Below are 26,888 nucleotides of genomic sequence, written 5' to 3' on the forward strand. Positions count from 1 at the left end.
ATGCGGGCGAGCCGGCTGCTCTCGACGCTGCTGCTGTTGCAGACCAGAGGCCGGCTCACCGCGCAGCAGATCGCCGACGAGCTCGAGGTCTCGATCCGCACCGTCTACCGCGACATCGAGGCGCTCTCCGCGTCAGGGGTTCCCGTGTACGCGGACCGCGGGCCCGCCGGCGGCTACCAGCTCGTCGACGGCTACCGCACGACGCTGACGGGGCTGACCACCGACGAGGCGGCCGCGCTCTTCCTCGCCGGCAGCGGCGCCACCGCCGGGCACCTGGGCCTCGGGCCGACGCTCGACGCGGCGCAGCTGAAGCTCCTCGCGGCGATGCCCCTGGAGCAGCGCACCATGGCGGCGCGCATTCAGGAGCGCGTCCACGTCGACGCGCCCGGCTGGTTCCGCGACCCGGAGGCGCCGCCGCATCTCGACGCCGTCGCCGGCGCGGTGTGGGACCAGCGGCGGCTGCGGGTGTCGTACCGCAAGTGGGACGGCACCCAGGTCGAACGGAGCCTGGAGCCGCTCGGCCTGGTGCTGAAGGGCACGGCCTGGTACGTCGTCGCCCGCGGACGGGAGCGCGTCAACGCCTACCGGATCTCCCGCGTCGACGCCGTCGACGTGCTGCCGGAGCGGTTCGAGCGGCCCGAGGGCTTCGACCTGCGCGACTACTGGACCGGGTGGTCGGATCGGCTGCAGCGCACCCTGTACCGCGGGGGCGAGGCCACCGTCCGCGTCGGGCCCCGCGCGGCGAGCATGTGGTGGATGCTGGGCCCGGTCGCCGAACGGGCCCTGCGCGAGACCGCCGGCCCGCCCGACGCCGACGGCTGGGTGGAGATCGTCCTGCCGATCGAGACCTTCGAGCACGTGCGGGTCGACCTGGGCCGCTTCGGCCCCGACGTCGAGGTGCTCGCCCCGGCGGAGCTGCGCGAACTGATGCGCCGCACCGCCGAGGAGACCCTCCGCCGCTACTCCGGCTAGCGCCGCAGCTCCCACCTGGTCAGCGCGATCGCGTGGCCGTCGGGGTCGCGGAACGTCGCCGAGCACAGCTCCAGCTGCTCGCCCTGCGGCACGACCCGCGGCCGGTGGACGAAGTCGACGCCCTGCTCGCGGAGCCGCTCGTACGCCTCGTACACGTCGGGGACCTCGAGGTTGAGGTGCACGACCCGGCGGTCGACCGGCGGCATGTCCGCGACCCGGCGCAGCACGACCCTGGCGTCGCCGGTGGCGAGGACCGCGGCGGTGTCGCCGCTGTCGAGCTCGGTGAGGCCGAGGGTGTCGCGGTAGAACCGCCGGGACCGCTCCAGGTCCGACACGATCAGCGTGATGCTCACCCCGTTGACGCCGTCGAGGGGGTTGGGCTGCTGCCGCTGCTCGGTCGCCAGGAACTGCCCGACCGCGCCCTCGGACGGCGGCTGCTCCTCCAGCTGGTCCTCGGGCGAGTCGCCGACGTAGTGCTCCGTGGCGTAAGGGTTCGGGGCGACCGGCTCCTCGTCATCGTCGTCGCCGCTCCCGCCGGGCAGCGCCGTGCCGGGCGTCGGCCACGCGGGCGCGGCGCCGAACACGCCGGTGCCGGGCGGGGTGGCGTCGCGCGAGTGGCCGTTGCTCGACCACGCCGACGTCGTGCGCCCGCCGGCGTCGCCTGTACCCCACGGGCGGACGGTGGCGTTGCCGTTGCTCGCCGGGTCGCCGGCGGCGGCCTCGTTCGCCGACCGCAGCGGCGTCGGCGGCCCGGCCGGCGACGGCCCGACGACCGGCGACGGCCCGACGACCGGTGCCGGCCCCACGACGGGTGCCGACTCGTCGGTGCCGCCCGCGGGCGCGGGGTCGGCGGGGCCGCTGTCCGCCGGGGCCGAGTCCGAGGGAGTGGTGTCTGTGGGCGTCGTGCCGGTGGGAGCGGTGTCGGCGGGTGCCGGGTCGGCGGGCGGCTCGGCGTCGTGGACCTGGATGTGCTCCAGGTGCGGGAGCCGGGTCGGCAGCTGCTCGGTCTCGCGGTCGGGCCACCAGGTGATCCCTGGCGGAAGGGCGGCGGCGCCCGTGGGCTCGTCGGCGGGCTGCTCGACACCCCCCTCGACGGCGGTTTCGACGTCCTGCACCGCGGGCGTCAGCTCCGGAGCCTGTTCCGAGGCCTGTTCCGAGGCCTGTTCCGAGGCCTGTTCCGAGGCCTGTTCCGAGGCCTGCTGAGAGGCCTGCACTGAGGCCTGTTCCGAGGCGGCCTGCTCAGAGGGCTGGTCAGAGGGCTGATCGGCGGCGAGGGGCTCGGGCAGGTCCGAGGACGGCAGGTCCGGCGGTGGCGAGAGGGTGGAGCCCGCCTCCGGGATCGTGTACGACGGCGCGGCCTCCGTGACCGCGGCCGGGGTCTCCTCCGGGGTGGGCGCGACCGCCGGCTCCACGGTCCTCGCCGGTGCGCGGTCGTGGGTGCCGGGGCGGGGACGCGGGCTCGGCCGGCGCCGGGCGCCGCCCCGCACCGGGTTGGACGGCAGGCGCACCACCATCGGCGGGGTGTCCTCGGTCACGACACCCGCGTGCGTGGCCTGGGCGTCGGCGGCGGGATCCGCGACCCCGGCCCCGCTGACGGGCGCGGCGGTGACGGTCCCGACCCCGGCGTGCTCCCCGGCCGATGCCTGCCCGCCGGCCGATGCCTGCCCGCCGGCCGACGCCGGTGAGGCGGCCGCCGTGGGCGAGCCGGTTGCCGTGGGCGAAGCGCTCGCCGTGGGCGAGCCGGTGGCCTGCGAGCCCGTCTTAGTTAAGGCGACCGCCGCCGGTGCCGCGAATCCCGACGTGCCGCCGGTGCCGGTGCCGGTGCCGCTGGGCGCGGGGGTGGTCGGCCGCTGGGCGGGCCGGGTCTGGCCGGTGCGGTCACCGCGCCCCGACAGCCGGACCGGCTCGATGACCGGCGCCGCGATCGGGGGGAGGTCGGTGAGCGTGGGCCGGTTGTCGGGCGGGAGGTCTTCGGCGGGCCGCTCGAAGGGCGTGACCGAGCCACCGCCCGGCCCCCTGACTGAGCCCCCGACTGGGCCACCGGCCGGACCACCCACAGCGCCGCCGGCGGCGACCCTGGCGCGTTCGCGCTCGCGCTCGTAGTCGTCGGTGGGGGAGTCGACGACGTCGAACTCGTCGCCGTCGACGGAGTAGCGCGGGCCGCCGCCGCCGGAGGGGCGCCGCTCCGACGCCTGGGCGTCCTGGTGCGACTGGACCTTGTCCCAGACGACGGCGAGCTTGCGCGGGTTGCCCTTGAGGACCTGGACCGGCAGGGTCGCGCCGGCGTCGGGCCACTTGTCCAGCGGGATGGCCGGGTCGACGGTGGAGACGGTGACGCCGTTGATGCCCGTCGCCCTGACGACGAGCTTGAGCCGCCCGCGGGCGGTGCGTCCGTCGGTCGTCGGGCGGGGCGAGATATCGGCGACCCTCGCTGTGCCGTAGACGTATTGCCGCACCTTGTTGCGCGAGTTGAGGACAAGGATCAGCACCGGACCGGCCGCGGCCAGGATGATGCCCAACGCGACCACCAACGCGTTGGTCATCCCCAGTCCGCAGAATGCCAGGAAACTACCGACCACGACGAGCAGTGCGATCACGAGTTTCCTGGTGCCGGTGTCCTGCGCACGATTGCTGGACGGCAAAGTCGACCTCCCCAGACGACTGACATCAGGCTATGCCTGATCATCGCCGGAACGGAAGTCTTCGGCACCCGGGCGGGTCGGGTTCGGTGACGCTGGGTAGGCTCGGGGGCGAACCGGACCCATCTTGGAGGCACCTCGTGGCCGAGCGTTCGCTCGTTTTGATCAAGCCTGATGCCGTGCGCCGTGGACTCGTCGGCGAGATCATCGGGCGCCTGGAGCGCAAGGGCCTCGCCATCGACGCGATGCGGCTGCGCACCATGGATCGGACCCTCGCCGACCAGCACTATGCCGAGCACGTGGAGCGCGATTTCTACCCGCCGCTGCGTGACTTCATGACCAGCGGCGACCTCGTCGCGCTGGTCGTCTCGGGCGACGAGGCGATCGCCGTCATCCGCACCCTGATCGGTTCGACCGACGGCAGGAAGGCCGCGCCGGGCAGCATCCGCGGCGATTTCTCGCTGTCCAACCGGGAGAATCTCGTGCACGCGTCCGACTCGGTGGACAGTGCGAAGCGTGAGATCGCCCTGTGGTTCCCGGAGCTCGCGGAATAAAAATCACCCTGAATGGGCGAGACCTGAATGGCGAGGAGGGCGGGTGCTGGGACACCCGCCCTCCTCACTGTGTTGGGGAAGAAAGCCTTAGGGCAGCGTCGCCAGGTGCGGCTTGACGGTCTTGGCGAAGTTGTTGCCGTTCGTGACGTCCCAGTTGATCGACCAGGTCATCGCGCCCCGGATGCCGGGGTAGGTGTGCGGCGGCTTGAACGTGCCGCAGTTGGTGCCGGACGCCAGGCACGACAGCGCCTGGTTGACCAGCGCCGGGGCGACCACGCCACCGCCGGCGGCGCCGGGGCCGGCCGGCAGGCCGAGGGCGACCTGGTCGGGGCGCAGCCCGTTCTCCAGCTGGATGCAGGCGAGCGCGGTCATGAAGTTGACGGTGCCCTGCGAGTACGCGGCCATCTGGTCGCAGCCGAGCATCGCGCCGGAGTTGTAGTACTGGGTGTAGACCACCGTGAGGATGTCCTTGATGGACAGTGCCAGCGCGAAGTAGCTGGCGCCGGTGGACTGCATGTCGATCGTCTGCGGCGCCATCGTGATGATGAGGTTCGCGCCGGCCTTGGCCCGCAGCGAGCGCAGCGCCTGCGCCATGTAGGTCGGGTTGAGCCCGTTCTCCAGGTCGATGTCGATGCCGTCGAAGCCGTACTGCTGCATCAGCGCCCACGCGCTGTTGGCGAAGTTCGTCGCGGCGGTCGCGTCGCCGACGCTGACCCGTCCGGCCTCGCCGCCGACGGAGAGGATGACCTTCTTGCCGCGGGCGTGCAGGGTGGCGATGTCGGACTTGAACTCCGCGTCGGTGTAGCCGCCGAGCGCCGAGGCGAGCTGCGGGTCGACCGCGAAGGTCAGCTGGCCCGGCTGCGAGCCGGTCTCGGCGAACGCGACGTCGATCAGGTCGTACTCGCTGGGGACGTCACGCAGCTTCAGCTTCGCCGCGCTGTTGACGAAGTCCTGCCAGTAGCCGGTCAGGAAGTGCTTCGGCAGCGGGCTGGGCGGCGTCGAGGTCGACGGTGACGGCGAGGTCGACGGGGACTTCGAGACCGACGGCGACACCGACGGCGAGGGCGAGGTCGACCGCGACGGGGACGCGGACGGGGTGGTCGGCTCGAGCGTCGTCGGCGGGGTGCCGCCGGGGCCGTTCAGCGAGAAGTCGTCCGCGGTGTAGGCGGGCTGCCCGTACCAACCGTTGACGTAGACGACCGCCGTCTTCTGCGTCGCGGCGGTGGTGAACGACACCGAGAGCTGCGAGTAGGCGCCGCCGGTGCCGGGCGTCCAGGTGCTGGCGTCGACGCCGCCGGTGACGCCGATGAACACGTAGGAGCCGTTGACGTAGCCGGAGAAGGTGTACTTCGTGTTCGGCTGCACGGACACCGTCTGCTGGCACCGGGCGGTGGTGCCGCCGGGCGTGCCGGTGAGCTTGTAGCTGCCGGACCGGGCGCCGCCGGAGGTGACCGCGGCCGACGGCTCGCAGCTCCAGCTGTTGGCGTTGCCGGTCTCGAAGCCTGGGTTGGTGAGCAGCTCGGCGGCCGAGGCGGGCAGCGCGATCACGACCCCGGCGAGGGTCAGCGCGGCCGCTCCGGTGCCCGCGAGCAGGGCGATAGTGCGTGGACGCATCGTGGCTCCAGGTGGGGGTGACGTCGATGGGCGTCGACGTTTGGTGTCACGAAACTCCAGCGGGGAATTAATGTCAAGGTTTCTTTACTATTCTTTATGGCAGCCGGGGAAACCTGGATGCGCGACGCGGTACCCTGGATGCACAGGCGTCGACCCGGCCATCACCGGCGAGCCTCCGGAAGAACGGGCCGCCGGTCATCGGCGGCCTCAGTAGAACCGGACGGGCACCGGTCCGTTACAGCCGGCCAACGAGCGGCCACCGTCAGGTGGCAAGCGGGGTGGTACCGCGGACCTGTGAAGGTTCGTCCCCGCGTGGAGTCGAGACAGCTGACGTCACGCGAGGAGTGCGACCGCCGATGGCCTATCCGATGCACAATGCCGCGCAGGGTGTGCCGGCCAGCCCCGACCTGCCCGAGGTCGAGCGGGGCGTCCTGGACCACTGGGCCGCCGACAAGACCTTCGAGGCCTCCGTCGAGCAGCGTGACGCGGGCGTCGACGGCGCCAACGAGTTCGTGTTCTACGACGGCCCTCCGTTCGCCAACGGCCTGCCGCACTACGGCCACCTGCTGACCGGCTACGCGAAGGACGTCGTCCCGCGGTACAAGTCGATGCGCGGCTTCCGGGTCGAGCGCCGCTTCGGGTGGGACTGCCACGGCCTGCCGGCCGAGGTCGAGGCGGAGAAGCAGCTCGGCATCAGCACGAAGGCGGAGATCCTCCAGCTCGGCGTCGACAAGTTCAACGCCGCCACCCGGGAGTCCGTGCTGCGTTACACGGCCGAGTGGGAGCGGTACGTGACGCGCCAGGCGCGCTGGGTCGACTTCACCAACGACTACAAGACGCTCGACCTGGACTACATGGAAAGCGTCATGTGGGCCTTCAAGACCCTGCACGACAAGGGTCTCGTCTACGAGGGGTTCCGGGTCCTCGCGTACTGCTGGCGCTGCGAGACCCCGCTGTCCAACACCGAGCTGCGCATGGACGACGACGTCTACCGCGACCGGCAGGACCCGGCGCTGACCGTGGCCTTCCAGCTGGAGAGCGGCGAGAAGATCCTCGCCTGGACGACGACCCCGTGGACGCTGCCGTCCAACCTGGCCCTGGCCGTCGGCCCGGACATCGACTACGCGGTGTTCGAGGAGGACGGGCAGCGGTTCATCCTGGCATCGTCCCGCGTCGCCGCCTACGAGAAGGAACTCGCGAGCGCGGTCCAGGTCGAAACCGTCAAGGGTGCCACCCTGGTCGGTCGCCGGTATACGCCGCTGTTCGACTTCCTCGCCGACACCCCCAACGCGTTCCAGGTGATCGGCGCGGACTTCGTCACCACCGAGGACGGCACCGGCGTCGTGCACATGGCGCCCGCCTTCGGCGAGGACGACCAGGCGGCCTGCGCGTCCGTCGGCATCCCCACCGTCGTCACCGTCGACGAGCACACCCGCTTCACCTCGGTCGTCCCCGCGTACCAGGGGCTGCAGGTCTTCGAGGCCAACAAGCCGGTCATCCGCGACCTGAAGGCCGCGGGCGTCGTCGTGCGCCACGACTCCTACACGCACTCCTACCCGCACTGCTGGCGCTGCGACACGCCGCTGGTCTACAAGGCGGTCTCGTCGTGGTTCGTGGCCGTGTCCACGTTCCGCGACCGGATGGTGGAGCTCAACCAGCAGATCACCTGGACGCCGGAGCACATCAAGGAGGGCTCGTTCGGCAAGTGGCTGGCCAACGCCCGCGACTGGTCGATCAGCCGCAACCGGTTCTGGGGCTCGCCGATCCCGGTGTGGAAGTCCGACGACCCGCAGTACCCGCGCGTCGACGTGTACGGCTCGCTCGACGAGCTCGAGCGCGACTTCGGCGTGCGCCCCGGCGACCTGCACCGGCCCGAGATCGACAACCTGACCCGGCCCAACCCGGACGACCCGACCGGGCAGTCCGTCATGCGCCGCGTGCCGGAGGTCCTCGACTGCTGGTTCGAGTCGGGCTCGATGCCGTTCGCGCAGGTCCACTACCCGTTCGAGAACCGGGACTGGTTCGAGCACCACTACCCGGGCGACTTCATCGTCGAGTACATCGGCCAGACCCGCGGCTGGTTCTACACCATGCACGTGCTGGCCACCGCGCTCTTCGACCGCCCGGCGTTCAACAACTGCGTCAGCCACGGCATCCTCCTCGGCGAGGACGGCCGCAAGATGTCCAAGAGCCTGCGCAACTACCCCGACGTCTACCGGGTGTTCGACGAGTACGGCTCCGACGCGATGCGGTGGTTCCTCGTGGCGTCGCCGGTGCTGCGCGGCGGTGACATGCCGGTCACCGAGGTCGGCATCCGCGACGCGGTCCGGCAGGTGCTCCTGCCGCTGTGGAACGTCTGGTACTTCTTCTCGCTGTACGCCAACGCGGACGGCTACACCGCCCGGCGGCGCGCCGACAGCACGCACCTGCTCGACCGGTACGTGCTGGCCAAGACCGGCGAGCTGGTCGCGACCGTGACCGCGCAGCTGGACGCCTACGACCTGTCCGGCGCCTGCGGGACGGTCCGGTCCTACCTCGACGCGCTGACCAACTGGTACGTGCGCCGCTCCCGCGACCGGTTCTGGTCCGGCGACCACGACGCGTTCGACACGCTCTACACCGTGCTGTCGACGCTGACGCAGGTCGTCGCGCCGCTCGCGCCGCTGACCGCGGAGGAGATCTTCCGCGGCCTGACCGGCGAGCGGTCGGTGCACCTGACCGACTGGCCGTCGGCGGCGGAGTTCCCCGCCGACCACGCGCTGGTCGCGGACATGGATGCGGTGCGGGACGTCTGCTCGGCGGCGCTCTCCCTGCGCAAGGCCCGCGGGCTGCGGGTACGGCTGCCGCTGCAGACCCTGACGGTGGCCACGCCGCGGGCGGAGGCGCTGCGGCCCTTCGCCGCGCTCGTCGCCGACGAGGTCAACGTGAAGGAGGTCGTCTTCACCGGCGACGTCGCCGCGCACTGCACGCCGGTGCTGACGCTGGTGCCGCGGGTGCTCGGCCCGCGCCTCGGCAAGGACGTCCAGCAGGTGATCAAGGCGGTCAAGGCCGGCGACTGGCAGCACGCCGGCGACGAGGTCGTGGCCGGCGGCGTGACCCTGCAGGACGGCGAGTACGACCTGAAGCTCGTCGCGGCGGACCCGACCCAGTCGGCGCCGCTGCCCGGCGGCGAGGGCGTGGTCGTGCTCGACAGCACGGTCACCCCGGAGCTGGCGGCCGAAGGGCTCGCCCGCGACCTGGTCAGGGTCGTGCAGCAGGCCCGGCGGGACGCGGACCTGAACGTCTCGGACCGCGTCACGGTCCTCGTGCAGGGCGACGGGCTGGACGCGGTGCTCGCCGCGCACGGCGCGTTCGTGGCCGGCGAGGTCCTCGCCGACACGGTGTCGCTGGGGGCGGTGCCCCAGGGCTTCGCCGGAGAGGTCGGCGACGGTCAGGCCGTCGTCGTCAAGGTGACGAAGGCCTAGGCGCCCGCCGGTCGAACTCGCCCTCGGGCATCACGACCACCATCGTGAGGACCGCCTCCACGTCTGCCGCGTTGCGGTAGGTGTGGGGGCGGTCGGCCCGGAAGTCGATCGTCTCGCCGGTCCGCACGGTGTACTGCGAGCCGTCGACCGTCACCACGAGCGAGCCCTCCCGCAGGTGGATCAGCTCCCGCGTGCCGGAGGAATGGTCGCCGGAGTCGTGCGTCTCGCCGGGCGGCATCCGCCACTCCCAGACCTCGACGAACGCCGGGTCGTTCACGCCGCGCAGCAGCCTGCCGGTCCCGCCGGCGCCGCCCCGCCACAGCACGGGCGGCTCGTCCGCGCCGACGATCCGCACCACCGGCTCCGGCTCCGACTCCAGCAGCCGGCCGATGCTCACCCCGAACGACTCCGCGATCCGGCACAGCGTGCCGATGCTCGGGTTGGTCTTCGCGCCCTCGATCTGCACCAGCATGCCCTTGCTGACGCCGGACCGGCTGGCCAGCTCGTCGAGGGACCAGCGCCGGCCCTGCCGCAGCGCCTTCACGTGCCTGGCGATCGCCGCCTGGGCGACCTGCGCCACATCGTCGGTCAAAATATTTTCCTTCACAGTCAATATCGTGATACGACTGCGGCATGTTCGCCATCGCCGATGAGGTGCTCGACCTGTGCCGGTCCGTGGGCCATGAGGCTACCGTCCTCGCGGTGCTCGCCGACGGACTCCGCAACGGTCCCAGCGACGGCGCCGTGCTGCACCAGGCGATCAAGGACGCCGGTGGTCCCGGCCTGCCGCTCGACGCTCCGTTGCAGGCATGGCGCGACGTCTACCGGGCCTTCGGGGCGAAGCCGCAGCGCACCCCGTGCTCGGCGGAGGCGCTGCGCAAGCGGGCCGCCCGCGGGGACGTGCCCGTGATCGACCGGATCGTCGACGCGTACAACGCCGTCAGCATCCGCTTCGCCGTGCCGATCGGCGGCGAGGACCGCGCCGCGCTCGCCGGCACCGAGCGGCTCGTGCTCGCCGCCGGCGACGAGCCGTTCGACACGGTGAAGGAGGGCGCGCCGGTCGTGGAGACGCCGGAGCCCGGCGAGGTGATCTGGCGCGACGACCTCGGGGTGACCTGCCGGCGGTGGAACTGGCGCCAGGGCCGCCGCACCGCCGTCACCGCCGCCACCACCTCGGCCGCCTTCCTCCTGGAAGGCCTCGACACCGACCTCACGCCGGCCGCGGAGATGCTCGCCGACCTGCTCGACGCAGACACGATCACCGTACGGAGGCTCGCGTGATCGGGATCGTGCTCGCCGCGCTGTCGGGGCTGGTGTGGGGCGTCGGCGACTTCGCGGGCGGCAAGGCCAGCCAGCGCGTCGACTCGAAGACCGTGGTCGTGCTGTCGAAGGCCGCCAGCATCCCACTGCTGCTGCTCTTCCTGGTGCTCATGCCCGCCGCGCCGCACGCCGGCGCCCTCGGCTGGGGCGCCGCCGCCGGCGCGCTCGGCATGGTCGGGATGATGGTGTTCTACCGGGCGATGGCCGGTGGCGCCATGACGATCGTCGCTCCCGTCAGCGCCGTCACCACCGCCCTGCTGCCCGTCGCCGCCGGCCTGCTCTCCGGCGAGCGCCCCGGTGCGCTCGCCCTGACCGGCGCCGGCTGCGCGATCGTCGCCATCGCGCTCGTCAGCCTGGCGCCCGGCGGCGACAGCGACGGCGACGGTGCCGGCAGGATCTCCGCCCGGCTCCTCGGCATGGCGCTCGGCGCCGGCGTCGCGTTCGGTCTGTTCTTCATCTGCCTGTCCGCCGCGAGCGACGCCGCCGGCGGTGCCGCCGGGATGTGGCCGGTCCTCGGCGCGCAGGTCACCGCCGTCGTGCTCGGCGCGCCGCTGCTGCTGCGCGGCCGGGGCGCGGCACGTCCGTCCGGGACGCCGCTGCGCTGGCTGCTCGCCGCCGGGATGCTCGACATGAGCGCCAACGCCCTCTATGTCCTGGCCGTCCAGCGCGGGGACCTGAGCATCATCGCGCCGGTCGCGTCGCTGTACCCGGTGAGCACCGTCCTGCTCGCGATGCTCGTCGACCGCGAGCGGCTGCGGCCGGTGCAGCTCGCCGGGCTCGGACTGGCCGCGACCGCGCTGGTGCTCGTCGCCTCATGAGCGGGCCGGAGCGGAGGGCTGCGAATCGGTATCGCAGGTCGGCGCTCGGGCCGACGCCGGAGCGGAGCGGAGGTGGCGGCATGAGCGGGCCGGAGCGGAGCGGAGGGCTGCGAATCGGTATTGCAGGTTTGTGCTCAGGCCGACGCCGGAGCGGAGCGGAGGTGGCGGCATGAGCCGCGGGTGGTCTTGCCCACGGTGTGAGCTCAGCGGCTGACCTGACGACCCGCGCCGTCTACAGTGGGCGGCATCGTCTGTTGAGCCTGGTGGAGGGCATTTGTCCGCGCTGTATGCGGTCGGCAAGTTCGCGATCTCTCCAGTGTCCCGCCTGCTGTGGCGGCCCAAGGTCAGCGGACTGGACAACGTGCCGGCCACCGGCCCGGCCATCCTCGCCAGCAACCACCAGTCCGTCATCGACTCGGTGCTGATGGGCGCGCTCATGCCGCGCAACGTCTACTTCCTCGCCAAGGACGAGTACTTCATCGCCCCCGGGGTCAAGGGCACCGTCATGCGCAACGTCATGTACGGGCTGAACCAGATCCCCGTCGACCGCTCCGGCGGCCGGGCCAGCCTGATGGCCCTCGACGCCGCGCTGCCCGTCCTGCGCGACGGCCACGTCCTCGGCATCTTCCCCGAGGGCACCCGCTCACCCGACGGCCGCCTGTACCGCGGCCGCCCCGGCGTGGCGAAGCTCGCCCTCGACGCGCCCGCCCCGATCATCCCGATCGGCCTGCTCAACACCGAGAAGATCCAGCCGATCGGCGCCTCCGTGCCGCGCATCGGCCCGACGGTCGAGGTCCGCGTCGGCGAGCCGCTCGACCTGAGCCAGTGGCAGGGCGGCGAGATCGACAGCCGTGGCCTGCGCGAGCTGACCCTCAAGCTCATGAACGCGATCCAGCAGCTCACCGGCCAGGAGTACGTCACCCGGTACGCCCCGAAGCGCCCCGACCAGATCGCCGCCGCGAACGGCGCGGCAGAGAAGGACTGAGTCGTCAGCCGCGGCGGACGATGGAGCCGCGGATGTTGTGGGTCAGGGTGCCGGCCTGCTCGACGGACTTGCCGGGGAAGACGGCCAGGGCGATGACGCCGTGGTCGGCCCAGCCGCAGACGGTCGCCGAGCGGCCGTCGAACCGGGCCGCGGCGCAGCGCTGCTCGCCGCCGAAGGGGCCGGGGTCGATGTCGCGCACCGTGCCGACCTGCAGCGCGGCCGGGAGCTTGCGGATCGAGGCCTCCAGGTCGCGGGTGGGGTCGGTGATGAAGCGGGTGGCGCCCGCGACGAGGACCCGCAGCTGCTTGTTCGAGGCGTCGGTGTACGTGACCGTGAAGCCGGACTCGTCGAGGTGGTCGGAGGTCAGGGCCTTCTGCAGGTCCGTGGCCGCCTTCTTGGCGTTCGCGTCGCTGGAACGGGTGAGCCCCGGCACCGTCGCGTCCACCTGCACCGAGGCCGGGTACTGCACCCAGTAGGGCCGGGCCCAGGCGTACGAGCCGCCGCAGCAGCCCGCGCACAGGGCGAAGAGCAGCAGCATCACCCACGGCCAGCGCCGCTTGCGCCGCCGGTAGGCCGGGGGCGGCGGGCCGTAGCCGGGCGGCGGGCGGTAACCGGGCGGGGGACGGTACCCGGGCGGCGGCGGACCGTACTGCGGCACCGGCACGTACCGGATCTCCGGCGGCGGCGGGGAAGGATCAGCGGGCAGGGGGACCGTCCGCGGCGCGGCGGGCAGATCGAGGGTGTCCTCCCACTGCCGTCGCCGGCGTGACCCGCCCGGAGGCACCGACGCCGAGCCCACCCACGTCGGCGTGGCCGGCTGGCGGTCGGTCGGCGATTCATCCGGATGTGTCACACCCTGAAGGCTAGCGACCCCGTGCACGGCCCGCCGTTCAGCGGCGGCAGGTTTGACGGACACCTCGCGCGGATACGGTTGCGGTGTGCTGGGTCTACCGGAACGCGTGACCGCCTGCCTGTTCGACCTCGACGGGGTGCTCACCCCGACCGCGATCATCCACAACAAGGCATGGACCAGGACGTTCGACGACTTCCTCGCCGGACGCGACGGCCAGCGGCCGTTCGACCCGGTCGCCGACTACAACGACCACGTCGACGGCAAGCCGCGCGAGGCCGGCGTCCGCGACTTCCTCGCCTCCCGCGGCATCACGCTGCCCGAAGGCACCCCCGACGACCCTCCGGACGCCCAGACCGTCTACGGGCTCGGCAACCGCAAGAACGAGCTGCTGCTCACCCTCATCAAGGAGGGGCTCGAGCCGTACCCGGGCAGCGTGCGCTACCTGAAGGCGGCCGCCGCGGAAGGGCTGCGCCGGGCGGTGGTCAGCTCCAGCGCCAACACGCTGCAGGTGATCACGTCGACCGGCCTCGACGCCTACCTGGAGGCCAGGGTCGACGGCGTCACGGTCCGCGAGCAGGGGCTGCGCGGCAAGCCCGCCCCGGACACGTTCCTGGCGGCGGCGCGGGACCTCGGCGTCGCGCCGGAGCACGCCGCCGTGTTCGAGGACGCGCTCTCGGGGGTCGCGGCGGGGAAGGCCGGCGGGTTCGGCTACGTCGTCGGGATCGACCGGATCGGCGGCGGGCACGCCGACGACCTGCGGGCCGCCGGCGCCGACATCGTCGTGCCGGACCTCGACGCGCTGCTGGAAAGTCAGGACCAGCCGGAAGGGCGGGACCGCTGATGGCGACATTCCCGGTCGAGCCTTGGGCGGTCCGCGAGACCGAGCTCGACCTCGACGACCTGGAGCAGACCGAGTCGCTGTTCGCGCTGTCCAACGGGCACGTCGGGCTGCGCGGCAACCTCGACGAGGGCGAGCCGTTCGGGCTGCCCGGCACGTACCTCAACTCCTTCTACGAGGAGCGCCCGCTGCCCTACGCGGAGGCGGGCTACGGCTTCCCGGAAGAGGGCCAGTCGATCCTGAACGTCACCAACGGCAAGGTGTTCCGCCTGCTGGTCGACGACGAGCCGTTCGACGTGCGGTACGGCAACCTCCTGAGCCACGAGCGGGTGCTCGACCTGCGGGCCGGCACGCTGCGGCGCGACGTCGACTGGATGTCGCCGGCCCAGCAGCGGGTCAAGGTCAGCACCACCCGCCTGGTGTCGCTGGAGCAGCGGTCGATCGCCGCGTTCCTGTACGAGGTCGAGCCCGTCGACGGCCCGGCGCGGGTGATCGTGCAGTCGGAGCTGGTCGCCAACGAGGACATCCCGCAGACGAGCAAGGATCCGCGGGTCGCCGCGGCGCTCGGTCACGCCCTCGAGCCCGAGGAGCACACGGCCAGCGGGCTCAACGGCCAGCTGCTGCACCGCACGAAGGCGAGCTGGCTGCGGCTCGGCGCGGAGATGGACCACGAGGTCGACGCGCCGGTGCCGGTCCGCTCGCACACCGAGGCCAGAGAGGACTGGGCGCGCACCACGTTCGCGTGCGAGCTGCAGCCCGGCCAGCGGCTGCGGATCGTCAAGTACCTCGCGTACGGCTGGTCCAGCCAGCGGTCCCGGCAGGCGATCCGCGACCAGGTGCACGGGGCGATCGCCGGCGCCCGGCTCGGCGGCTGGGACGGCCTCGTCGCGGCGCAGCGGCGGTTCCTCGACGGCTTCTGGGCGCAGGCCGACGTCGAGGTCGAGGGCGACGCGGAGATCCAGCAGGCCGTGCGGTTCGCCCTGTTCCACCTGATGCAGGCCGGCGCGCGGGCCGAGGCCAGGCCGATCGCGGCGAAGGGCCTGACCGGCCGCGGCTACGACGGGCACGTGTTCTGGGACACGGAGGGCTTCGTGCTGCCGGTGCTGACCTACACGCACCCGCAGGCGGCCCGCGACGGGCTGCGCTGGCGGCACGACACGCTGCAGCTCGCCCGCGACCGCGCCGCGCAGCTGGGCCTGTCCGGGGCGGCCTTCCCGTGGCGGACGATCCGCGGGCAGGAGTGCTCCGCGTACTGGCCCGCCGGCACCGCCGGGTTCCACGTCAACGCCGCCATCGCGGCCGCCGCGGTCCGCTACGTCCAGGCGACCGGCGACACCGCCTTCGAGGCCGACTTCGGCCTGGAGCTACTGGTCGAGACGGCCCGGCTGTGGCGCTCCCTGGGCCACCACGACCGGCACGGCGTCTTCCACATCGACGGGGTGACCGGCCCCGACGAGTACAGCGCGATCGCCGACGACAACATCTACACCAATCTCATGGCCCAGCAGAACCTCGTCGCCGCGGCCGGCGCCGCCGAACGCCACCCGGACGAGGCGCGGGCGATCGGCGTCGACGACGAGGAGATCGCGTCGTGGCGCGACGCGGCCGCCAGGATCCACCTGCCCTACAGCAACGAGCTGCGGGTCCACGAGCAGTCCGCCGGCTTCACCCGGCACCAGGAGTGGGACTTCGAGCACACGCCTGACGACCACTACCCGCTGCTGCTGCACTACCCGTACTTCGACCTGTACCGCCGGCAGGTCGTCAAGCAGGCGGACCTGGTCCTGGCCATGCACTGGCGGGGCGACGCCTTCACCGCGGAGGAGAAGGCCCGCAACTTCGCCTACTACGACGAGCGCACGGTCCGCGACTCCTCGCTGTCGGCCTGCACGCAGGCGGTGATGGCCGCCGAGGTCGGGCACACCGAGCTGGCCTACGACTACCTCGGCGAGGCGGCCTTCGTCGACCTGTACAACCTGCAGCACAACTCCGGTGACGGACTGCACATGGCCTCGCTCGCCGGGACGTGGCTGGCGCTCGTCGCGGGCTTCGGCGGGATGCGGGACCACGGCGGGGAGCTGTCGTTCATGCCGCGGCTGCCGGACCGCCTGGACCGGCTGTCGTTCGCGATCACCTGCCACGGCGCCATCCTGCGGGTCACCGTCGACCACGAGGAGGCGACGTACCAGCTGGACTCCGGGGAGATGACACTGCGCCACCACGGCGAGCGGTTCACCGTCACGGCGGACAAACCGGTCACGCTGCGGGTCCCGCCGCCGCGGCCGGCCACGCCGGCGCCCAAGCCGCCCGCCAGGCGGGAGCCGAGGCGGCGGCACCGGAACTCCTGAGGCGGCGGCCGGGGGCGTTCTGAGGCTGCGGGTACCCTGGTAGCTCGTGAGCGTCGCAAGCGTCTTCCCGCAACTCGAGCGTCTCCTGCCCAGGATCAGCAAGCCGATCCAATATGTGGGAGGTGAGCTCGGTGCGGTCGTCAAGGACTGGGACTCCGCCACCGTGCGGTGGGCCCTGTCCTACCCGGACGCCTATGAGGTCGGCCTGCCCAACCAGGGCGTCCAGATCCTCTACGAGGTGCTCAACGAGCAGCCGGACGTGCTCGCCGAGCGCACCTATGCGGTGTGGCCCGACCTGGAGGCGCTCATGCGCGCCGAAGGTGTGCCGCAGTTCACCGTGGAGGCGCACCGCCCGGTGACCGCGTTCGACGTGTTCGGCATCTCGTTCGCCACCGAGCTCGGCTACACCAACATGCTCACCATGCTGGACCTGGCCGGCATCCCCTTCGACTCGCGCGAGCGTGACGACCGGCACCCGGTGGTCGTCGCCGGCGGGCACGCCGCGTTCAACCCCGAGCCGATCGCCGACTTCATCGACGCCGCCGTGCTCGGCGACGGCGAGGAGGCGGTCCTGGAGATCACCGCCATCGTGCGGCAGTGGAAGGCCGACGGCTCGCCCGGCGGCCGCGACGAGCTGCTGCTGCGCCTGGCGCGGACCGAGTCGGTCTACGTGCCGCGCTTCTACGACGTCGACTACCTGCCCGACGGGCGCATCCAGCGGGTCGTGCCCAACCGCGCCGACGTGCCCTTCCGGGTGCACAAGCGCACCACGATGGACCTGGACGCGTGGCCCTACCCCAAGCGCCCGCTGGTGCCCCTCGCGGAGACGGTGCACGAGCGCTACGCCGTCGAGATCTTCCGCGGGTGCACGCGGGGCTGCCGCTTCTGCCAGGCCGGGATGATCACCCGCCCGGTGCGCGAGCGCTCGATCACGACCGTCGGGCAGATGGTCAAGGAGGGGCTGGAGTTCTCCGGCTTCCACGAGGTCGGCCTGCTCTCGCTCTCCTCCGCCGACCACTCCGAGATCGGCGACATGTGCTCCGGCCTCGCCCAGCAGTACGAGGGGACCAACGTCTCCCTGTCGCTGCCCTCGACCCGGGTCGACGCGTTCAACGTGACGCTCGCCCAGGAGCTGGCCCGCAACGGCCGGCGCACCGGCCTGACCTTCGCGCCCGAGGGTGGTTCGGAGCGGATCCGCAAGGTGATCAACAAGATGGTCACCGAGGAGGACCTGATCCGGACCGTCGTCACGGCGTACAGCAACGGCTGGCGGCAGGTGAAGCTGTACTTCATGTGCGGGCTGCCGACCGAGACCGACGACGACGTGCTGCAGATCGCCAAGCTGGCGCACGACGTCATCCGGGCCGGCCGGGAGGCCACCGGCTCCCGGGACATCCGCTGCACGGTGTCGATCGGCGGGTTCGTCCCCAAGCCGCACACGCCGTTCCAGTGGGCGCGCATGGAGCCGCCTGAGGTCATCGACCACCGGCTCCGGGCGCTGAAGACCGCGATCAACGCCGACCGCAACCTCGGCAAGGCGATCGGCTACCGGTACCACGACGGTCAGCCCTCCCTGATCGAGGGCCTGCTCAGCCGGGGTGACCGGCGGGTCGGCGCGGTCATCCGGCGGGTCTGGGAGTCCGGCGGCCGCTTCGACGGCTGGTCCGAGCACTTCTCATACCAGCGCTGGGTCGACGCCGCCGCGGCGGTGCTGCCCGAGCGCGGCGTGGACCTGGACTGGTACACCACCCGCGAGCGCGACCAGCACGAGGTCCTGCCGTGGGACCACCTCGACTCCGGCCTGGACAAGGACTGGCTCTGGCAGGACTGGCAGGACTCGCTCACCGGGTTCGAGCAGGACGACTGCCGGTGGACGCCGTGCTTCGACTGCGGCGTGTGCCCGAGCCAGGACACCGAGATCCAGATCGGCCCCACGGGCAAGAAGCTGTTGCCGCTGACCCCGGTCGGCGCGGGACTGCGGATGCCTGAGGCGGTGCACCGTCATGGCTAAGCGACAGCCTGAGGGCGGCCAGGACCCCGTCGTGCAGCGGATCCGGCTGCGGTACTCGAAGCGGGGCCCGATGCGCTTCACCTCGCACCGCGACTTCGCCCGGGCGTTCGAGCGGGCGCTGCTGCGCGCCAACGTGCCGATCGCGTACTCGCAGGGCTTCACCCCGCACCCGAAGGTCTCCTACGCCTCCGCCGCTCCGACCGGCGTGGCCAGCGAGGCCGAATACCTGGAGATCGGCCTGCGGGCCGTCGTGGACCCGGGCGACCTGCGGGCCGCCCTCGACGCGGCCCTCTCGCCCGGCCTCGACGTGATCGAGGCCGTCCAGTCGCCGCTCAACGGCGGCGGCAGCCTGGCCGACCGTATCGACGCGTCGGCCTGGCACCTCGAGCTGCCCGGCGTCACGCCGGCCGAGGCCGAGGCGGCGGTCCAGGCCTTCCTGGGCGCCGCCGAGGTGCTCGTGGAGCGGCTCACCAAGCAGGGCAAGCGGGTCTTCGACACGCGTGCCGCGGTTGTCCGGCTCGCCGTACTTTCCGTCCCTTCGACCCCCGGTGACGTACCTTCCGAGGTCACCGAGGCACCGTGTGCGATACTCGACCTTGTCGTGCGGCAGGGAACCCCGACCGTGCGACCCGACGATGTGCTGTCCGGTCTGCGTGTAGTAGCCGACCTGGAGCCTCCGGTCCCGCCTCGTGCGACCCGACTGGCTCAGGGAGTGCTGACCGCGCAGGGAGAGCTTGTCGATCCGCTCGCCGCGGATCGGCCGGCGGTCGTCGTCGGGGCTTCGTCACTGGAGTAGTCGGCGAGGTTGGCAGACTTTCGGCGGATCGTCCGTGTGAGCGGATACCTCCGCCGGCACAACATATATGCGGTGCCCCCGTGTGGCTGCGTTGCTACGCGCCCGGGAGCGCCAGAACTGGAGAACGTCCGCATGTTCGACAACGAGTCGGCAAGCGGCGAGGCAACCGGCGACGCGCCGGTTGCAGACGCCGCTACCACCGAAGAGACCACTCCCGTCCGCCGCACGCGGCGCCGGACCACCAAGGCGGCCGCCACCCCCGCCGCCGAGCCAGACGCGGCCGCTGCCGAGGCGACTCCGGAGGTGACCCCGGAAGCGGCACCGGCGGAGGAGGCCGCGCCGGTCCGCCGGACGCGCCGCAGAGCGGTGAAGGCGACAGCGAGCGCCGAATCGGACGATTTGGGCGAGTCTGGACAGCAGGCGCTACCGCTGGACGCCGGCACCCCGGCCGCCGCCGCTGCGGACAGCCCAGCGGCCGTCGGCGACCAGGCCCCTGAGGCTGGTGAGCCGGCCGTCGTCGCGCCGGTCAAGCGCACCCGCCGCCGGGCGGTCAAGGCCGCGCCGGTGGAGGAGCCCGAGCCGCTGCCGGTGCCCGAGGCCGTCACCCCCGAGGTCGCCGAGGCACCGGTCGCCGAGGCTCCGGAGGAGACCGCTCCGGCCGAGACCGAGGGCGAGGAGGCGGTCGAGGAGGCGGTCGAGGAGACCCCCGCCGAGGAGGTCGTCGCGCCGGTCGAGGAGCCGCCCGCCCGCCGGGGGCGCCGGGCCGCGCCGATCCAGGTGCTGTTCATGCCGCCGAGCGAGGAGGTGGAGCCGGTCCGCCCGGCCGCCCCGGCGTTCGGTGCCGCGTCCGGCGCCACGTCCGGCATCGACCCGTTCGCCGCGCCGGCCGTCGCCGCCGTCGACTACGAGGACCTGGGCGAGGAGGCTCCCGAGGAGCCCGTCGGCCGCAGCCGCCGGCGCCGGGGCCGCCGCGGCGCCGAGGAGGCGCCCGCCGCCGTCGAGGCTCCGGTGGAGACCGACGAGGTCGACGCCGAGGTCGACGAGGATGAGGACGAGGACGAGTTCGAGCCCGGCACCCGCCGCCGGCGGCGGCGCGGCCGCCGTGGCCGTGGCCGTGGCCGTGGCACGCTCGGCGACGACATGGACGAGGTCGAGGGCGAGGCCGAGACCGACGCCGAGGGCGAGGAGGAGGCGGCCGCCGACGAGGACGCCGAGGCGTCCGACGAGGGCGACGAGGACGGCGAGGGCATGACCCGCCGCCGGCGCCGCCGCCGGCGCAAGGGCTCCGCCGACACCGAGCCCGCCGACGACCCGCACGTGGTCGTGAAGATCCGCGAGCCCCGCCCGGCCGCCCGCGAGCGCGAGCGCGACGAGGTGCAGGGGATCTCCGGCTCGACCCGCCTGGAGGCGAAGCGCCAGCGTCGCCGCGACGGCCGCGAGCAGCGCCGGACCCGCCCGCCGATCCTGTCGGAGTCGGAGTTCCTGGCCCGCCGCGAGGCGGTCGACCGCACGATGGTCATCCGGCAGAAGAACGACCGCACGCAGATCGCGGTCCTGGAGGACAAGGTGCTCGTCGAGCACTACGTCACCCGGGCCTCGTCCAGCTCGATGGTGGGCAACGTCTACCTCGGCCGCGTGCAGAACGTGCTGCCCAGCATGGAGGCGGCGTTCGTCGACATCGGCCGGGGCCGCAACGCGGTGCTGTACGCCGGCGAGGTCAACTGGGACGCGACCGGCCTGGAGGGCCGCACCCGCTCGATCGAGCAGGCCCTCAAGTCGGGTGACTCGGTGCTGGTCCAGGTGACCAAGGACCCGATCGGCACCAAGGGCGCCCGGCTGACCAGCCACATCGCGCTGTCCGGCCGGCACCTCGTCTACGTGCCGCACGGCAACGCGTCCGGCATCAGCCGCAAGCTGTCGGACATCGAGCGCAAGCGCCTCCGCGACGTGCTGAAGAACCTGGTGCCCGACGGCGCCGGGGTCATCGTGCGCACCGCGGCCGAGGGCGCCAGCGAGGACGACCTGGCCCGCGACGTGAAGCGGCTGCAGGCGCAGTGGGAGGCCATCCAGGAGAAGTCCGGCAGCAGCAGCGCGCCGGCCCTGCTCTACGAGGAGCCCGAGCTGGTCGTGCGGGTCGTCCGTGACCTGTTCAACGAGGACTTCGGCGAGCTGGTCATCCAGGGCAACGACGCCTACGAGTCGGTCGAGCCGTACCTGTCGCACGTGTCGCCGGACCTGGTCGACCGGGTCAAGCGGTACACCGGCGTCAACGACGTCTTCGCGGACCTCCGCATCGACGAGCAGCTGATCAAGGCCCTCGACCGGCGGGTGTTCCTGCCCTCCGGCGGCAGCCTCGTCATCGACCGCACCGAGGCGATGACCGTCATCGACGTCAACACCGGCAAGTACACGGGCGCCGGCGGCAACCTCGAGGAGACGGTCACCCGCAACAACCTCGAGGCGGCCGAGGAGATCGTCCACCAGCTGCGGCTGCGGGACCTCGGCGGCATCATCGTCATCGACTTCATCGACATGGTCCTGGAGTCCAACCGCGACCTGGTGCTGCGCCGGCTGACCGAGTGCCTGGGCCGGGACCGGACCAAGCACCAGGTCACCGAGATCACCTCGCTCGGCCTGGTGCAGATGACCCGCAAGCGGGTCGGTCAGGGCCTGCTCGAGGCGTTCAGCGAGACCTGCGAGGTGTGCAAGGGCCGCGGCCTGATCATCCACACCGAGCCGATCCCCGAGAAGCGCGGTGGCGGCGGCAGCGCCGGCAGCAACGGTCACGGTGCGGCGAAGGTGGCCGCGGCGACCGTCACCAGCGGCGTGGAAGAGGCCGACGTCCAGCCGGCCCGCACCGGTCGCCGGCGTGGCCGCCGGGGCGGCGCCGCGGTCGCGGAGGTGGCCGAGGCCGTCGAGGCCGTCGAGGAGGAGACCGACTCGGTGGACGTGCCGCACACGGTCGAGGACGTCGAGGAGGAGGCGGAGTTCACGCCGATCGCCTCCGAGGACGACCCGGACAACATCGACGACGACGAGGACGAGTCGGCCGGCAACGGTGCCCGCCGCCGGACCCGCCGGGGTGGTCTGCGCAGGCGGACCCGCCCCTGATTTGGGGGGTACGCCACCGATGGCGTACCCTTCTCAAGGCGCACTTTCGTGCGTCGGGTCTTTGCGTGCTTTGTATGGGTCACGCGGATGACCAACCGCCAGTAGCTACGACAGGAGTCCGCGTCCGATGTACGCGATCGTCAAGACCGGCGGCAAGCAGTACAAGGTCGCCGAGGGCGATGTGATCGAGGTCGAGAAGCTCGCGGGCCAGCCTGGCGACTCCCTGTCGCTCGCGGCGGTGCTGCTTGTCGACGGCGAAGATCTCATCACCGACGCGGCGAAGCTTGCCAGCGCTGCGGTGACCGCTGAGGTCGTCGCGCACACCAAGGGTCCGAAGATCCGGATCCACAAGTTCAAGAACAAGACCGGCTACCACAAGCGCCAGGGTCACCGCCAGCCGCTGACCCAGGTGAAGGTCACCGGCATCTCCACCGGGAAGTAGGGGCAGCGCGATGGCACATAAAAAAGGTGCGTCCAGCTCGCGGAACGGGCGCGACTCCGCTGCCCAGCGGCTCGGCGTGAAGCGTTTCGGCGGCCAGCTGGTCAACGCCGGCGAGATCATCATCCGGCAGCGCGGCACCAAGTTCCACCCGGGTGACCTGGTGGGCCGCGGTGGCGACGACACGCTGTTCGCGCTCGCCGCGGGCCACGTGCTCTTCGGCACCAAGCGGGGCCGCAAGACCGTGAGCATCACCCCGGTCGCTGGCTGAAGCAGCTTTTCCGGACGGCGGGCCGGGGGCATATTCGCTCCCGGCCCGCCGTTCTTGTGTTCGTGAGGTCCTCGGGGTGCGGCAGTGCCGTGCCGCCGGCGATCTGTGAGGTTGAGGGGATCGGGTCGTGACCACGTTCGTTGACCGCGTCGTGCTGCACGTGAGGGCGGGCGACGGTGGCCACGGCTGCGTGTCCATCCACCGCGAGAAGTTCAAGCCGTTCGGCGGCCCTGACGGCGGTGACGGTGGCCATGGCGGCAGCGTCAAGCTCGTCGTCGACCCGGCCGTGCACACGCTGCTCGACTTCCACTTCCACCCGCACCAGAAGGGTGGCAACGGCGCCGGCGGCGCGGGCAACGACCGCGACGGCGCCAACGGGCAGACGCTCGTGCTGCGGGTGCCCGACGGCACCGTCGTGCACAGCATGGACGGCGAGGTCATCGCCGACCTGATCGGCGAGGGCACCGAGTTCGAGCTGGCCCGCGGCGGGCGGGGCGGGCGCGGCAACGCGGCCCTCGCCAACACCCGCCGCAAGGCGCCCGGCTTCGCGGAGCTCGGCGAGCCCGGCGAAGAGATCGACGTCGTCCTGGAGCTCAAGAGCGTCGCCGACATCGGCCTGGTCGGCTTCCCGTCGGCCGGAAAGTCGTCGCTGATCTCGGTCATCTCCGCGGCCCGGCCCAAGATCGCCGACTACCCGTTCACCACCCTGGTGCCCAACCTGGGCGTCGTGCAGGCCGGCGACAACACGTTCACCGTCGCCGACGTGCCCGGCCTGATCCCCGGTGCCGCCACCGGCAAGGGCCTCGGCATGCAGTTCCTGCGGCACATCGAGCGCACCGCGGTGCTGGTCCACGTGGTCGACACCGCCGCCCTGGAGACCGAGCGCGACCCGGTGTCCGACATCGACGCGATCGAGGCCGAGCTGGCGGCGTATGGCGGCCTGGAGGACCGGCCGCGGATCGTCGCGCTGAACAAGATCGACGTGCCGGACGGTCGCGACCTCGCCGACATCATGCGCGCCGACCTGGAGGAGCGCGGCTACGCCGTGTATGCGGTGAGCGCCGTCACCCACGAGGGGCTCAAGGAGCTCATCTTCGCGATGTCGGAGCTGGTCGGGCAGCAGCGCAAGCTGGCCCCGCCGCCGGAGCGCACCCGCATCGTCATCCGTCCCGCCGCCGTCGACGACAGCGGCTTCACCATCGTCCAGGACGACGAGGGCGTCTTCGTGGTCCGGGGCGGCGCGCCCGAGCGCTGGGTCCGGCAGACCAACTTCGACAACGACGAGGCCGTCGGCTACCTCGCCGACCGGCTCGCCCGCCTCGGCGTCGAGGACGCGCTCAAGAAGGCCGGCGCGGAGCCCGGGTCGCCGGTCCGCATCGGCGCCCGCGAGTTCGACTGGCAGCCCAACACGTACACCGCCGACGACTTCGTGCCGGGCAACCGGGGCACCGACTACCGCCTGGAGGAGCCCAACAAGCGGGTCCGCGCCGCGGAGCGCAAGGCGATGCGGGGGGCCCGCCGTCAGCCGTACGAGACGCTGGAGCTCGCCCCCTCGGACGAGGACGACCAGGACGACTTCTGACCCGCCGATCCGTTTGTACGAATCTGCGGGTTACGTCCGTCTACTGTCCGCTCAGCCTCTGCTACGAAAAACCGGCAATGGCCGCCGAGGCCATCGCGCGGGGGCTCGCGTGAGGCTAATGTTCGGTCGGTGGGCATCCTCGAGCGGCTGACCCGACCTGCGCGATCGCCACGTGAGCGCTTCGCCGACCAGGTGCTGGCAGAGTTGCGCAGGCTCGGTGTCCGGGACGCCGAGTTCCGCCCGACCCAGTTCGCGATCGTGTGCGAGTGCGGTCAGGACGCGTACAGCTGGCTCTTCCTGGCCAAGGCATTCAGCCAGTATCAACGCAGACCCGGCGACCGGAAGCGCTTCGTGCGGGACTTCGTGGCCAGCAGCCTCGCGCCGCCGGCCCAGCCTTCGACGTTCGAAGAGGCGCTGCCGCGGCTGCGCCTCGCCCTGCGGCACGCCGCCCGTGGCACCCGCACGCTGCGCCGGCCCGCGCTGCCGCACCTCGACGAGGTCGTGCTCGTCGAGGACATCCCGGTCGACCTGGACAGCCCGGCCCGCTGGGGGGTCAGCGCCGAGCAGATCTTCGCGGCCGCGCACGAGCACACCCTCGCCCGCGCCGAACTGCCGGCCAGCGCCGCGCTCTTCGGCCCGTCGGTGCTGCACGTGCCCGACCACTCCGGCGACCACCTGGTCTCCTGGGTGCTCCTGGAGGGCTGGCTGGCCGACCTGGACGAGCAGGTCGGCGGGCGGGCCGTCGCGTTCCTGCCGAGCACGTTGATGCTGCTGGTCTGCGCCGACGAGCCGCGCCTGGTGGAGCAGCTGTTCGACCTGGCCGCCGACGAGTACGCGCGCACGCCGGTGCCGCTGTCGCCCATGGCGTACACCACCGACGACGACGGACGGGTCGTGCCCTTCGACCCGTCGCCGGGCCACCCGGCGTTCCACGCCGCGGCGAAGGCCCGCCGCCGCCTGGCCACCGACGTGGCCGAGCACCAGCGGCGGACCCTCGCCGACCCGCGCCTGTCCGACTGCACCCTGACCGCCCGGCCCGATGGCTCCACGTTCACCACCGCCGTCTGGGCGGTCGGCAAGCCGACGCTGCTGCCGGTCGTCGACTTCGTCGGGGTGGCGCTGCCGGGGGAGCGGGTGTTCTACGTGCCGTGGGCGCTGATGATCGAGGCCGACCTGCTGATCGAGGAGATCGACTTCCGGCCGGCGCGCTTCACCGCGGTCGACCGGCCGTCACCGGCGTCGCTGGGCTACCTGCGGGAGCGCGCCGTCCACCTGTGAGGCCGATCGCCGCCTTGGCGCGGCGCACGGTCGCGTCGGCGGTCTGGGCGGCCTGCTCGGCGCCCTTGGCGAGGACGGCCTCGATCTCCTCGTCGGTCAGCTCCTGGTAGCGGCGCTGGAGCGGCTCCAGAGTGGCGATCACCGCGTCGGCGACCTGGGTCTTGAGCCGGCCGTACCCGCTGCCCCGGAAGTCGATGGTCTCCGGCGCGCGGTCGGTCAGCGCGCCCAGGATGTCGAGGAGGTTGGCGACGCCGGGACTGCCCTCCGGGTCGTACACCACCTCCGTGCCGGCGTCGGTGACCGCCCGCATCACCTTGCGGCGCAGCACGTCCGGCGGGTCGAGCAGGAACAGCACACCCGCGGTGGAGGCGTTGGTCTTGCCCATCTTGCGGGCCGGGTCGGCGAGGTCCGCGATCCGGGCGGCGAACGCCGGGTGGACCGCCCGCGGCACGGTGAACGTGCGGCCGTACCGCTCGTTGAACCGCTCCGCCAGGTCGCGGGTCAGCTCGACGTGCTGGCGCTGGTCGCGGCCCACCGGTACCTCGTCGATGTCGTGCACCAGGATGTCGGCGGCCATCAGGACCGGGTACGTCAGCAGCGACAGCCGTGAGCCGCCACCGCCGCCCTTCTCCTTGAACTGGATCATCCGGTGCGCCTCACCGTAGCTGGCGACGCATTCGAGCAGGTAGTGCAGCTCCAGGTGGGCGGCGACGTCGGACTGGCGGTAGAGCAGCGTCCGATCGGGATCGACGCCCGCGGCGAGCATCAGGCCGGCCACCTCGCGGGACCGGCTCTGCAGCAGGACGGGGTCGTGCTGGACGGTCAGGGCGTGCAGGTCGGCGATGAACGCCACCGTGTCCTGCTCGTGCTGGCCCCGGACGACGGGTCTGATGGCGCCGACGTAGTTGCCGAGCTGCAGCGGGCCGGTGGGCTTGAAGCCTGAGATGCGGCGGGACATGGGGGCTCCTCGGTCTGGGTCTGGAGGCCCGCCGCCA

At 72.3% G+C, this 26,888-nt stretch carries 20 protein-coding genes; 15 read left to right on the top strand and 5 right to left on the bottom strand.

All coding sequences use genetic code 11. The annotated features are described in order from the left end of the window. Nucleotides 1–972 (top strand): helix-turn-helix transcriptional regulator, encoded by a 972-nt coding sequence (locus tag ACQEVZ_RS32950; RefSeq protein ID WP_433373680.1) that lies wholly within the window; start codon nucleotides 1–3, stop codon nucleotides 970–972. Here ACQEVZ_RS32950 and ACQEVZ_RS32955 read toward each other — a convergent pair. After that, entirely contained in the window at nucleotides 969–3,569 is a 2,601-nt protein-coding gene (locus ACQEVZ_RS32955) for a VOC family protein (RefSeq protein WP_433373683.1), read from the bottom strand. The two genes, ACQEVZ_RS32950 and ACQEVZ_RS32955, sit on opposite strands and share 4 nt — an antisense overlap. Nucleotides 3,570–3,751: 182 nt before the next feature. On the opposite strand from ACQEVZ_RS32955, the gene ndk reads away from it, so the two are divergent. Further along, entirely contained in the window at nucleotides 3,752–4,165 is a 414-nt protein-coding gene (ndk, locus tag ACQEVZ_RS32960) for a nucleoside-diphosphate kinase (protein ID WP_354901747.1), read from the top strand. A gap of 87 nt (nucleotides 4,166–4,252) precedes the next feature. Here the strand turns inward: ndk and ACQEVZ_RS32965 are convergent, their stop codons facing one another. Further along, the gene (locus ACQEVZ_RS32965) at nucleotides 4,253–5,779 is read right to left on the bottom strand and encodes a chitinase (RefSeq protein WP_433373686.1); all 1,527 of its coding nucleotides are present in this window, start codon (nucleotides 5,777–5,779) and stop codon (nucleotides 4,253–4,255) included. 356 nt (nucleotides 5,780–6,135) lie between these two features. Between ACQEVZ_RS32965 and ileS the strand changes: the two genes are divergently transcribed. Next, nucleotides 6,136–9,243, top strand: a complete 3,108-nt coding sequence (gene ileS, locus ACQEVZ_RS32970; RefSeq protein ID WP_433373689.1) for an isoleucine--tRNA ligase — start codon at nucleotides 6,136–6,138, stop codon at nucleotides 9,241–9,243. Here the strand turns inward: ileS and ACQEVZ_RS32975 are convergent. Continuing rightward, nucleotides 9,224–9,835, bottom strand: coding sequence for a helix-turn-helix domain-containing protein (locus ACQEVZ_RS32975; protein ID WP_344512288.1), 612 nt, complete (start codon nucleotides 9,833–9,835; stop codon nucleotides 9,224–9,226). The two genes, ileS and ACQEVZ_RS32975, sit on opposite strands and share 20 nt — an antisense overlap. Before the next feature lie 41 nt (nucleotides 9,836–9,876). Here ACQEVZ_RS32975 and ACQEVZ_RS32980 point away from each other — a divergent pair, with 41 nt between their 5' ends. The 3 genes from ACQEVZ_RS32980 (at nucleotide 9,877) to ACQEVZ_RS32990 (ending at nucleotide 12,366) form a co-directional block, all read left to right on the top strand. Beyond that, on the top strand, nucleotides 9,877–10,524 hold the full coding sequence (locus tag ACQEVZ_RS32980; protein WP_433373694.1) for a B3/B4 domain-containing protein: 648 nt from the start codon (nucleotides 9,877–9,879) through the stop codon (nucleotides 10,522–10,524). Next, on the top strand, nucleotides 10,521–11,381 hold the full coding sequence (locus ACQEVZ_RS32985; RefSeq protein WP_344512292.1) for a DMT family transporter: 861 nt from the start codon (nucleotides 10,521–10,523) through the stop codon (nucleotides 11,379–11,381). Before ACQEVZ_RS32980 ends, ACQEVZ_RS32985 begins: the two co-directional genes overlap by 4 nt. 274 nt (nucleotides 11,382–11,655) lie before the next feature. After that, complete coding sequence (locus tag ACQEVZ_RS32990) at nucleotides 11,656–12,366, top strand: lysophospholipid acyltransferase family protein (protein ID WP_354901744.1); 711 nt, start codon at nucleotides 11,656–11,658, stop codon at nucleotides 12,364–12,366. A gap of 4 nt (nucleotides 12,367–12,370) precedes the next feature. Here ACQEVZ_RS32990 and ACQEVZ_RS32995 read toward each other — a convergent pair whose 3' ends face one another. Continuing rightward, nucleotides 12,371–13,219 carry a hypothetical protein gene (locus ACQEVZ_RS32995; RefSeq protein WP_433373699.1) on the bottom strand — a complete coding sequence of 283 codons (849 nt, stop codon included), beginning with the start codon at nucleotides 13,217–13,219 and terminating at the stop codon, nucleotides 12,371–12,373. 85 nt (nucleotides 13,220–13,304) lie between these two features. Between ACQEVZ_RS32995 and ACQEVZ_RS33000 the strand changes: the two genes are divergently transcribed. The 9 genes from ACQEVZ_RS33000 (at nucleotide 13,305) to ACQEVZ_RS33040 (ending at nucleotide 25,893) form a co-directional block, all read left to right on the top strand. Beyond that, entirely contained in the window at nucleotides 13,305–14,060 is a 756-nt protein-coding gene (locus tag ACQEVZ_RS33000) for an HAD family hydrolase (RefSeq protein WP_344512297.1), read from the top strand. Further along, nucleotides 14,060–16,405: a glycoside hydrolase family 65 protein gene (locus ACQEVZ_RS33005; protein WP_433373703.1), complete on the top strand. Its 2,346-nt coding sequence runs from the start codon at nucleotides 14,060–14,062 to the stop codon at nucleotides 16,403–16,405. Before ACQEVZ_RS33000 ends, ACQEVZ_RS33005 begins: the two co-directional genes overlap by 1 nt. Before the next feature lie 46 nt (nucleotides 16,406–16,451). After that, nucleotides 16,452–18,416: a TIGR03960 family B12-binding radical SAM protein gene (locus tag ACQEVZ_RS33010; RefSeq protein ID WP_433373706.1), complete on the top strand. Its 1,965-nt coding sequence runs from the start codon at nucleotides 16,452–16,454 to the stop codon at nucleotides 18,414–18,416. Continuing rightward, entirely contained in the window at nucleotides 18,409–19,212 is an 804-nt protein-coding gene (locus ACQEVZ_RS33015) for a TIGR03936 family radical SAM-associated protein (protein WP_360567375.1), read from the top strand. The genes ACQEVZ_RS33010 and ACQEVZ_RS33015 overlap by 8 nt, the downstream gene beginning before the upstream one ends. A gap of 132 nt (nucleotides 19,213–19,344) precedes the next feature. Beyond that, nucleotides 19,345–22,323, top strand: a complete 2,979-nt coding sequence (locus tag ACQEVZ_RS33020; RefSeq protein WP_433373710.1) for an Rne/Rng family ribonuclease — start codon at nucleotides 19,345–19,347, stop codon at nucleotides 22,321–22,323. Nucleotides 22,324–22,450: 127 nt separating this feature from the next. Further along, entirely contained in the window at nucleotides 22,451–22,765 is a 315-nt protein-coding gene (rplU, locus tag ACQEVZ_RS33025; RefSeq protein ID WP_033365478.1) for a 50S ribosomal protein L21, read from the top strand. 10 nt (nucleotides 22,766–22,775) lie between these two features. Continuing rightward, nucleotides 22,776–23,033, top strand: a complete 258-nt coding sequence (gene rpmA, locus ACQEVZ_RS33030) for a 50S ribosomal protein L27 (RefSeq protein ID WP_360567371.1) — start codon at nucleotides 22,776–22,778, stop codon at nucleotides 23,031–23,033. Nucleotides 23,034–23,160: 127 nt separating this feature from the next. Beyond that, the gene (gene obgE / locus ACQEVZ_RS33035) at nucleotides 23,161–24,615 is read left to right on the top strand and encodes a GTPase ObgE (protein ID WP_344512311.1); all 1,455 of its coding nucleotides are present in this window, start codon (nucleotides 23,161–23,163) and stop codon (nucleotides 24,613–24,615) included. A gap of 129 nt (nucleotides 24,616–24,744) precedes the next feature. Next, nucleotides 24,745–25,893 carry a hypothetical protein gene (locus ACQEVZ_RS33040; RefSeq protein ID WP_433373715.1) on the top strand — a complete coding sequence of 383 codons (1,149 nt, stop codon included), beginning with the start codon at nucleotides 24,745–24,747 and terminating at the stop codon, nucleotides 25,891–25,893. On the opposite strand, the gene trpS is transcribed toward ACQEVZ_RS33040, so the two are convergent. Continuing rightward, nucleotides 25,826–26,851 carry a tryptophan--tRNA ligase gene (gene trpS, locus ACQEVZ_RS33045; protein WP_344512314.1) on the bottom strand — a complete coding sequence of 342 codons (1,026 nt, stop codon included), beginning with the start codon at nucleotides 26,849–26,851 and terminating at the stop codon, nucleotides 25,826–25,828. The genes ACQEVZ_RS33040 and trpS overlap by 68 nt on opposite strands. Nucleotides 26,852–26,888: the final 37 nt, after the last annotated feature.

Origin of the sequence: Dactylosporangium sp. CA-152071 (genome assembly GCF_050936335.1) — a bacterium.
In the GTDB taxonomy this organism is placed as follows: domain Bacteria; phylum Actinomycetota; class Actinomycetes; order Mycobacteriales; family Micromonosporaceae; genus Dactylosporangium; species Dactylosporangium maewongense.

What these genes read in the sequence shown, in the direction of transcription:
- ACQEVZ_RS32950 (WP_433373680.1), top strand. Translation starts at nt 1, where the DNA reads ATGCGGGCGAGCCGGCTGCTCTCGACGCTGCTGCTGTTGCAGACCAGA.
- ACQEVZ_RS32965 (WP_433373686.1), bottom strand. Translation starts at nt 5,779, where the DNA reads ATGCGTCCACGCACTATCGCCCTGCTCGCGGGCACCGGAGCGGCCGCG.
- ileS (WP_433373689.1), top strand. Translation starts at nt 6,136, where the DNA reads ATGGCCTATCCGATGCACAATGCCGCGCAGGGTGTGCCGGCCAGCCCC.
- ACQEVZ_RS32980 (WP_433373694.1), top strand. Translation starts at nt 9,877, where the DNA reads ATGTTCGCCATCGCCGATGAGGTGCTCGACCTGTGCCGGTCCGTGGGC.
- ACQEVZ_RS33005 (WP_433373703.1), top strand. Translation starts at nt 14,060, where the DNA reads ATGGCGACATTCCCGGTCGAGCCTTGGGCGGTCCGCGAGACCGAGCTC.
- ACQEVZ_RS33015 (WP_360567375.1), top strand. Translation starts at nt 18,409, where the DNA reads ATGGCTAAGCGACAGCCTGAGGGCGGCCAGGACCCCGTCGTGCAGCGG.
- ACQEVZ_RS33020 (WP_433373710.1), top strand. Translation starts at nt 19,345, where the DNA reads ATGTTCGACAACGAGTCGGCAAGCGGCGAGGCAACCGGCGACGCGCCG.
- rplU (WP_033365478.1), top strand. Translation starts at nt 22,451, where the DNA reads ATGTACGCGATCGTCAAGACCGGCGGCAAGCAGTACAAGGTCGCCGAG.
- rpmA (WP_360567371.1), top strand. Translation starts at nt 22,776, where the DNA reads ATGGCACATAAAAAAGGTGCGTCCAGCTCGCGGAACGGGCGCGACTCC.
- trpS (WP_344512314.1), bottom strand. Translation starts at nt 26,851, where the DNA reads ATGTCCCGCCGCATCTCAGGCTTCAAGCCCACCGGCCCGCTGCAGCTC.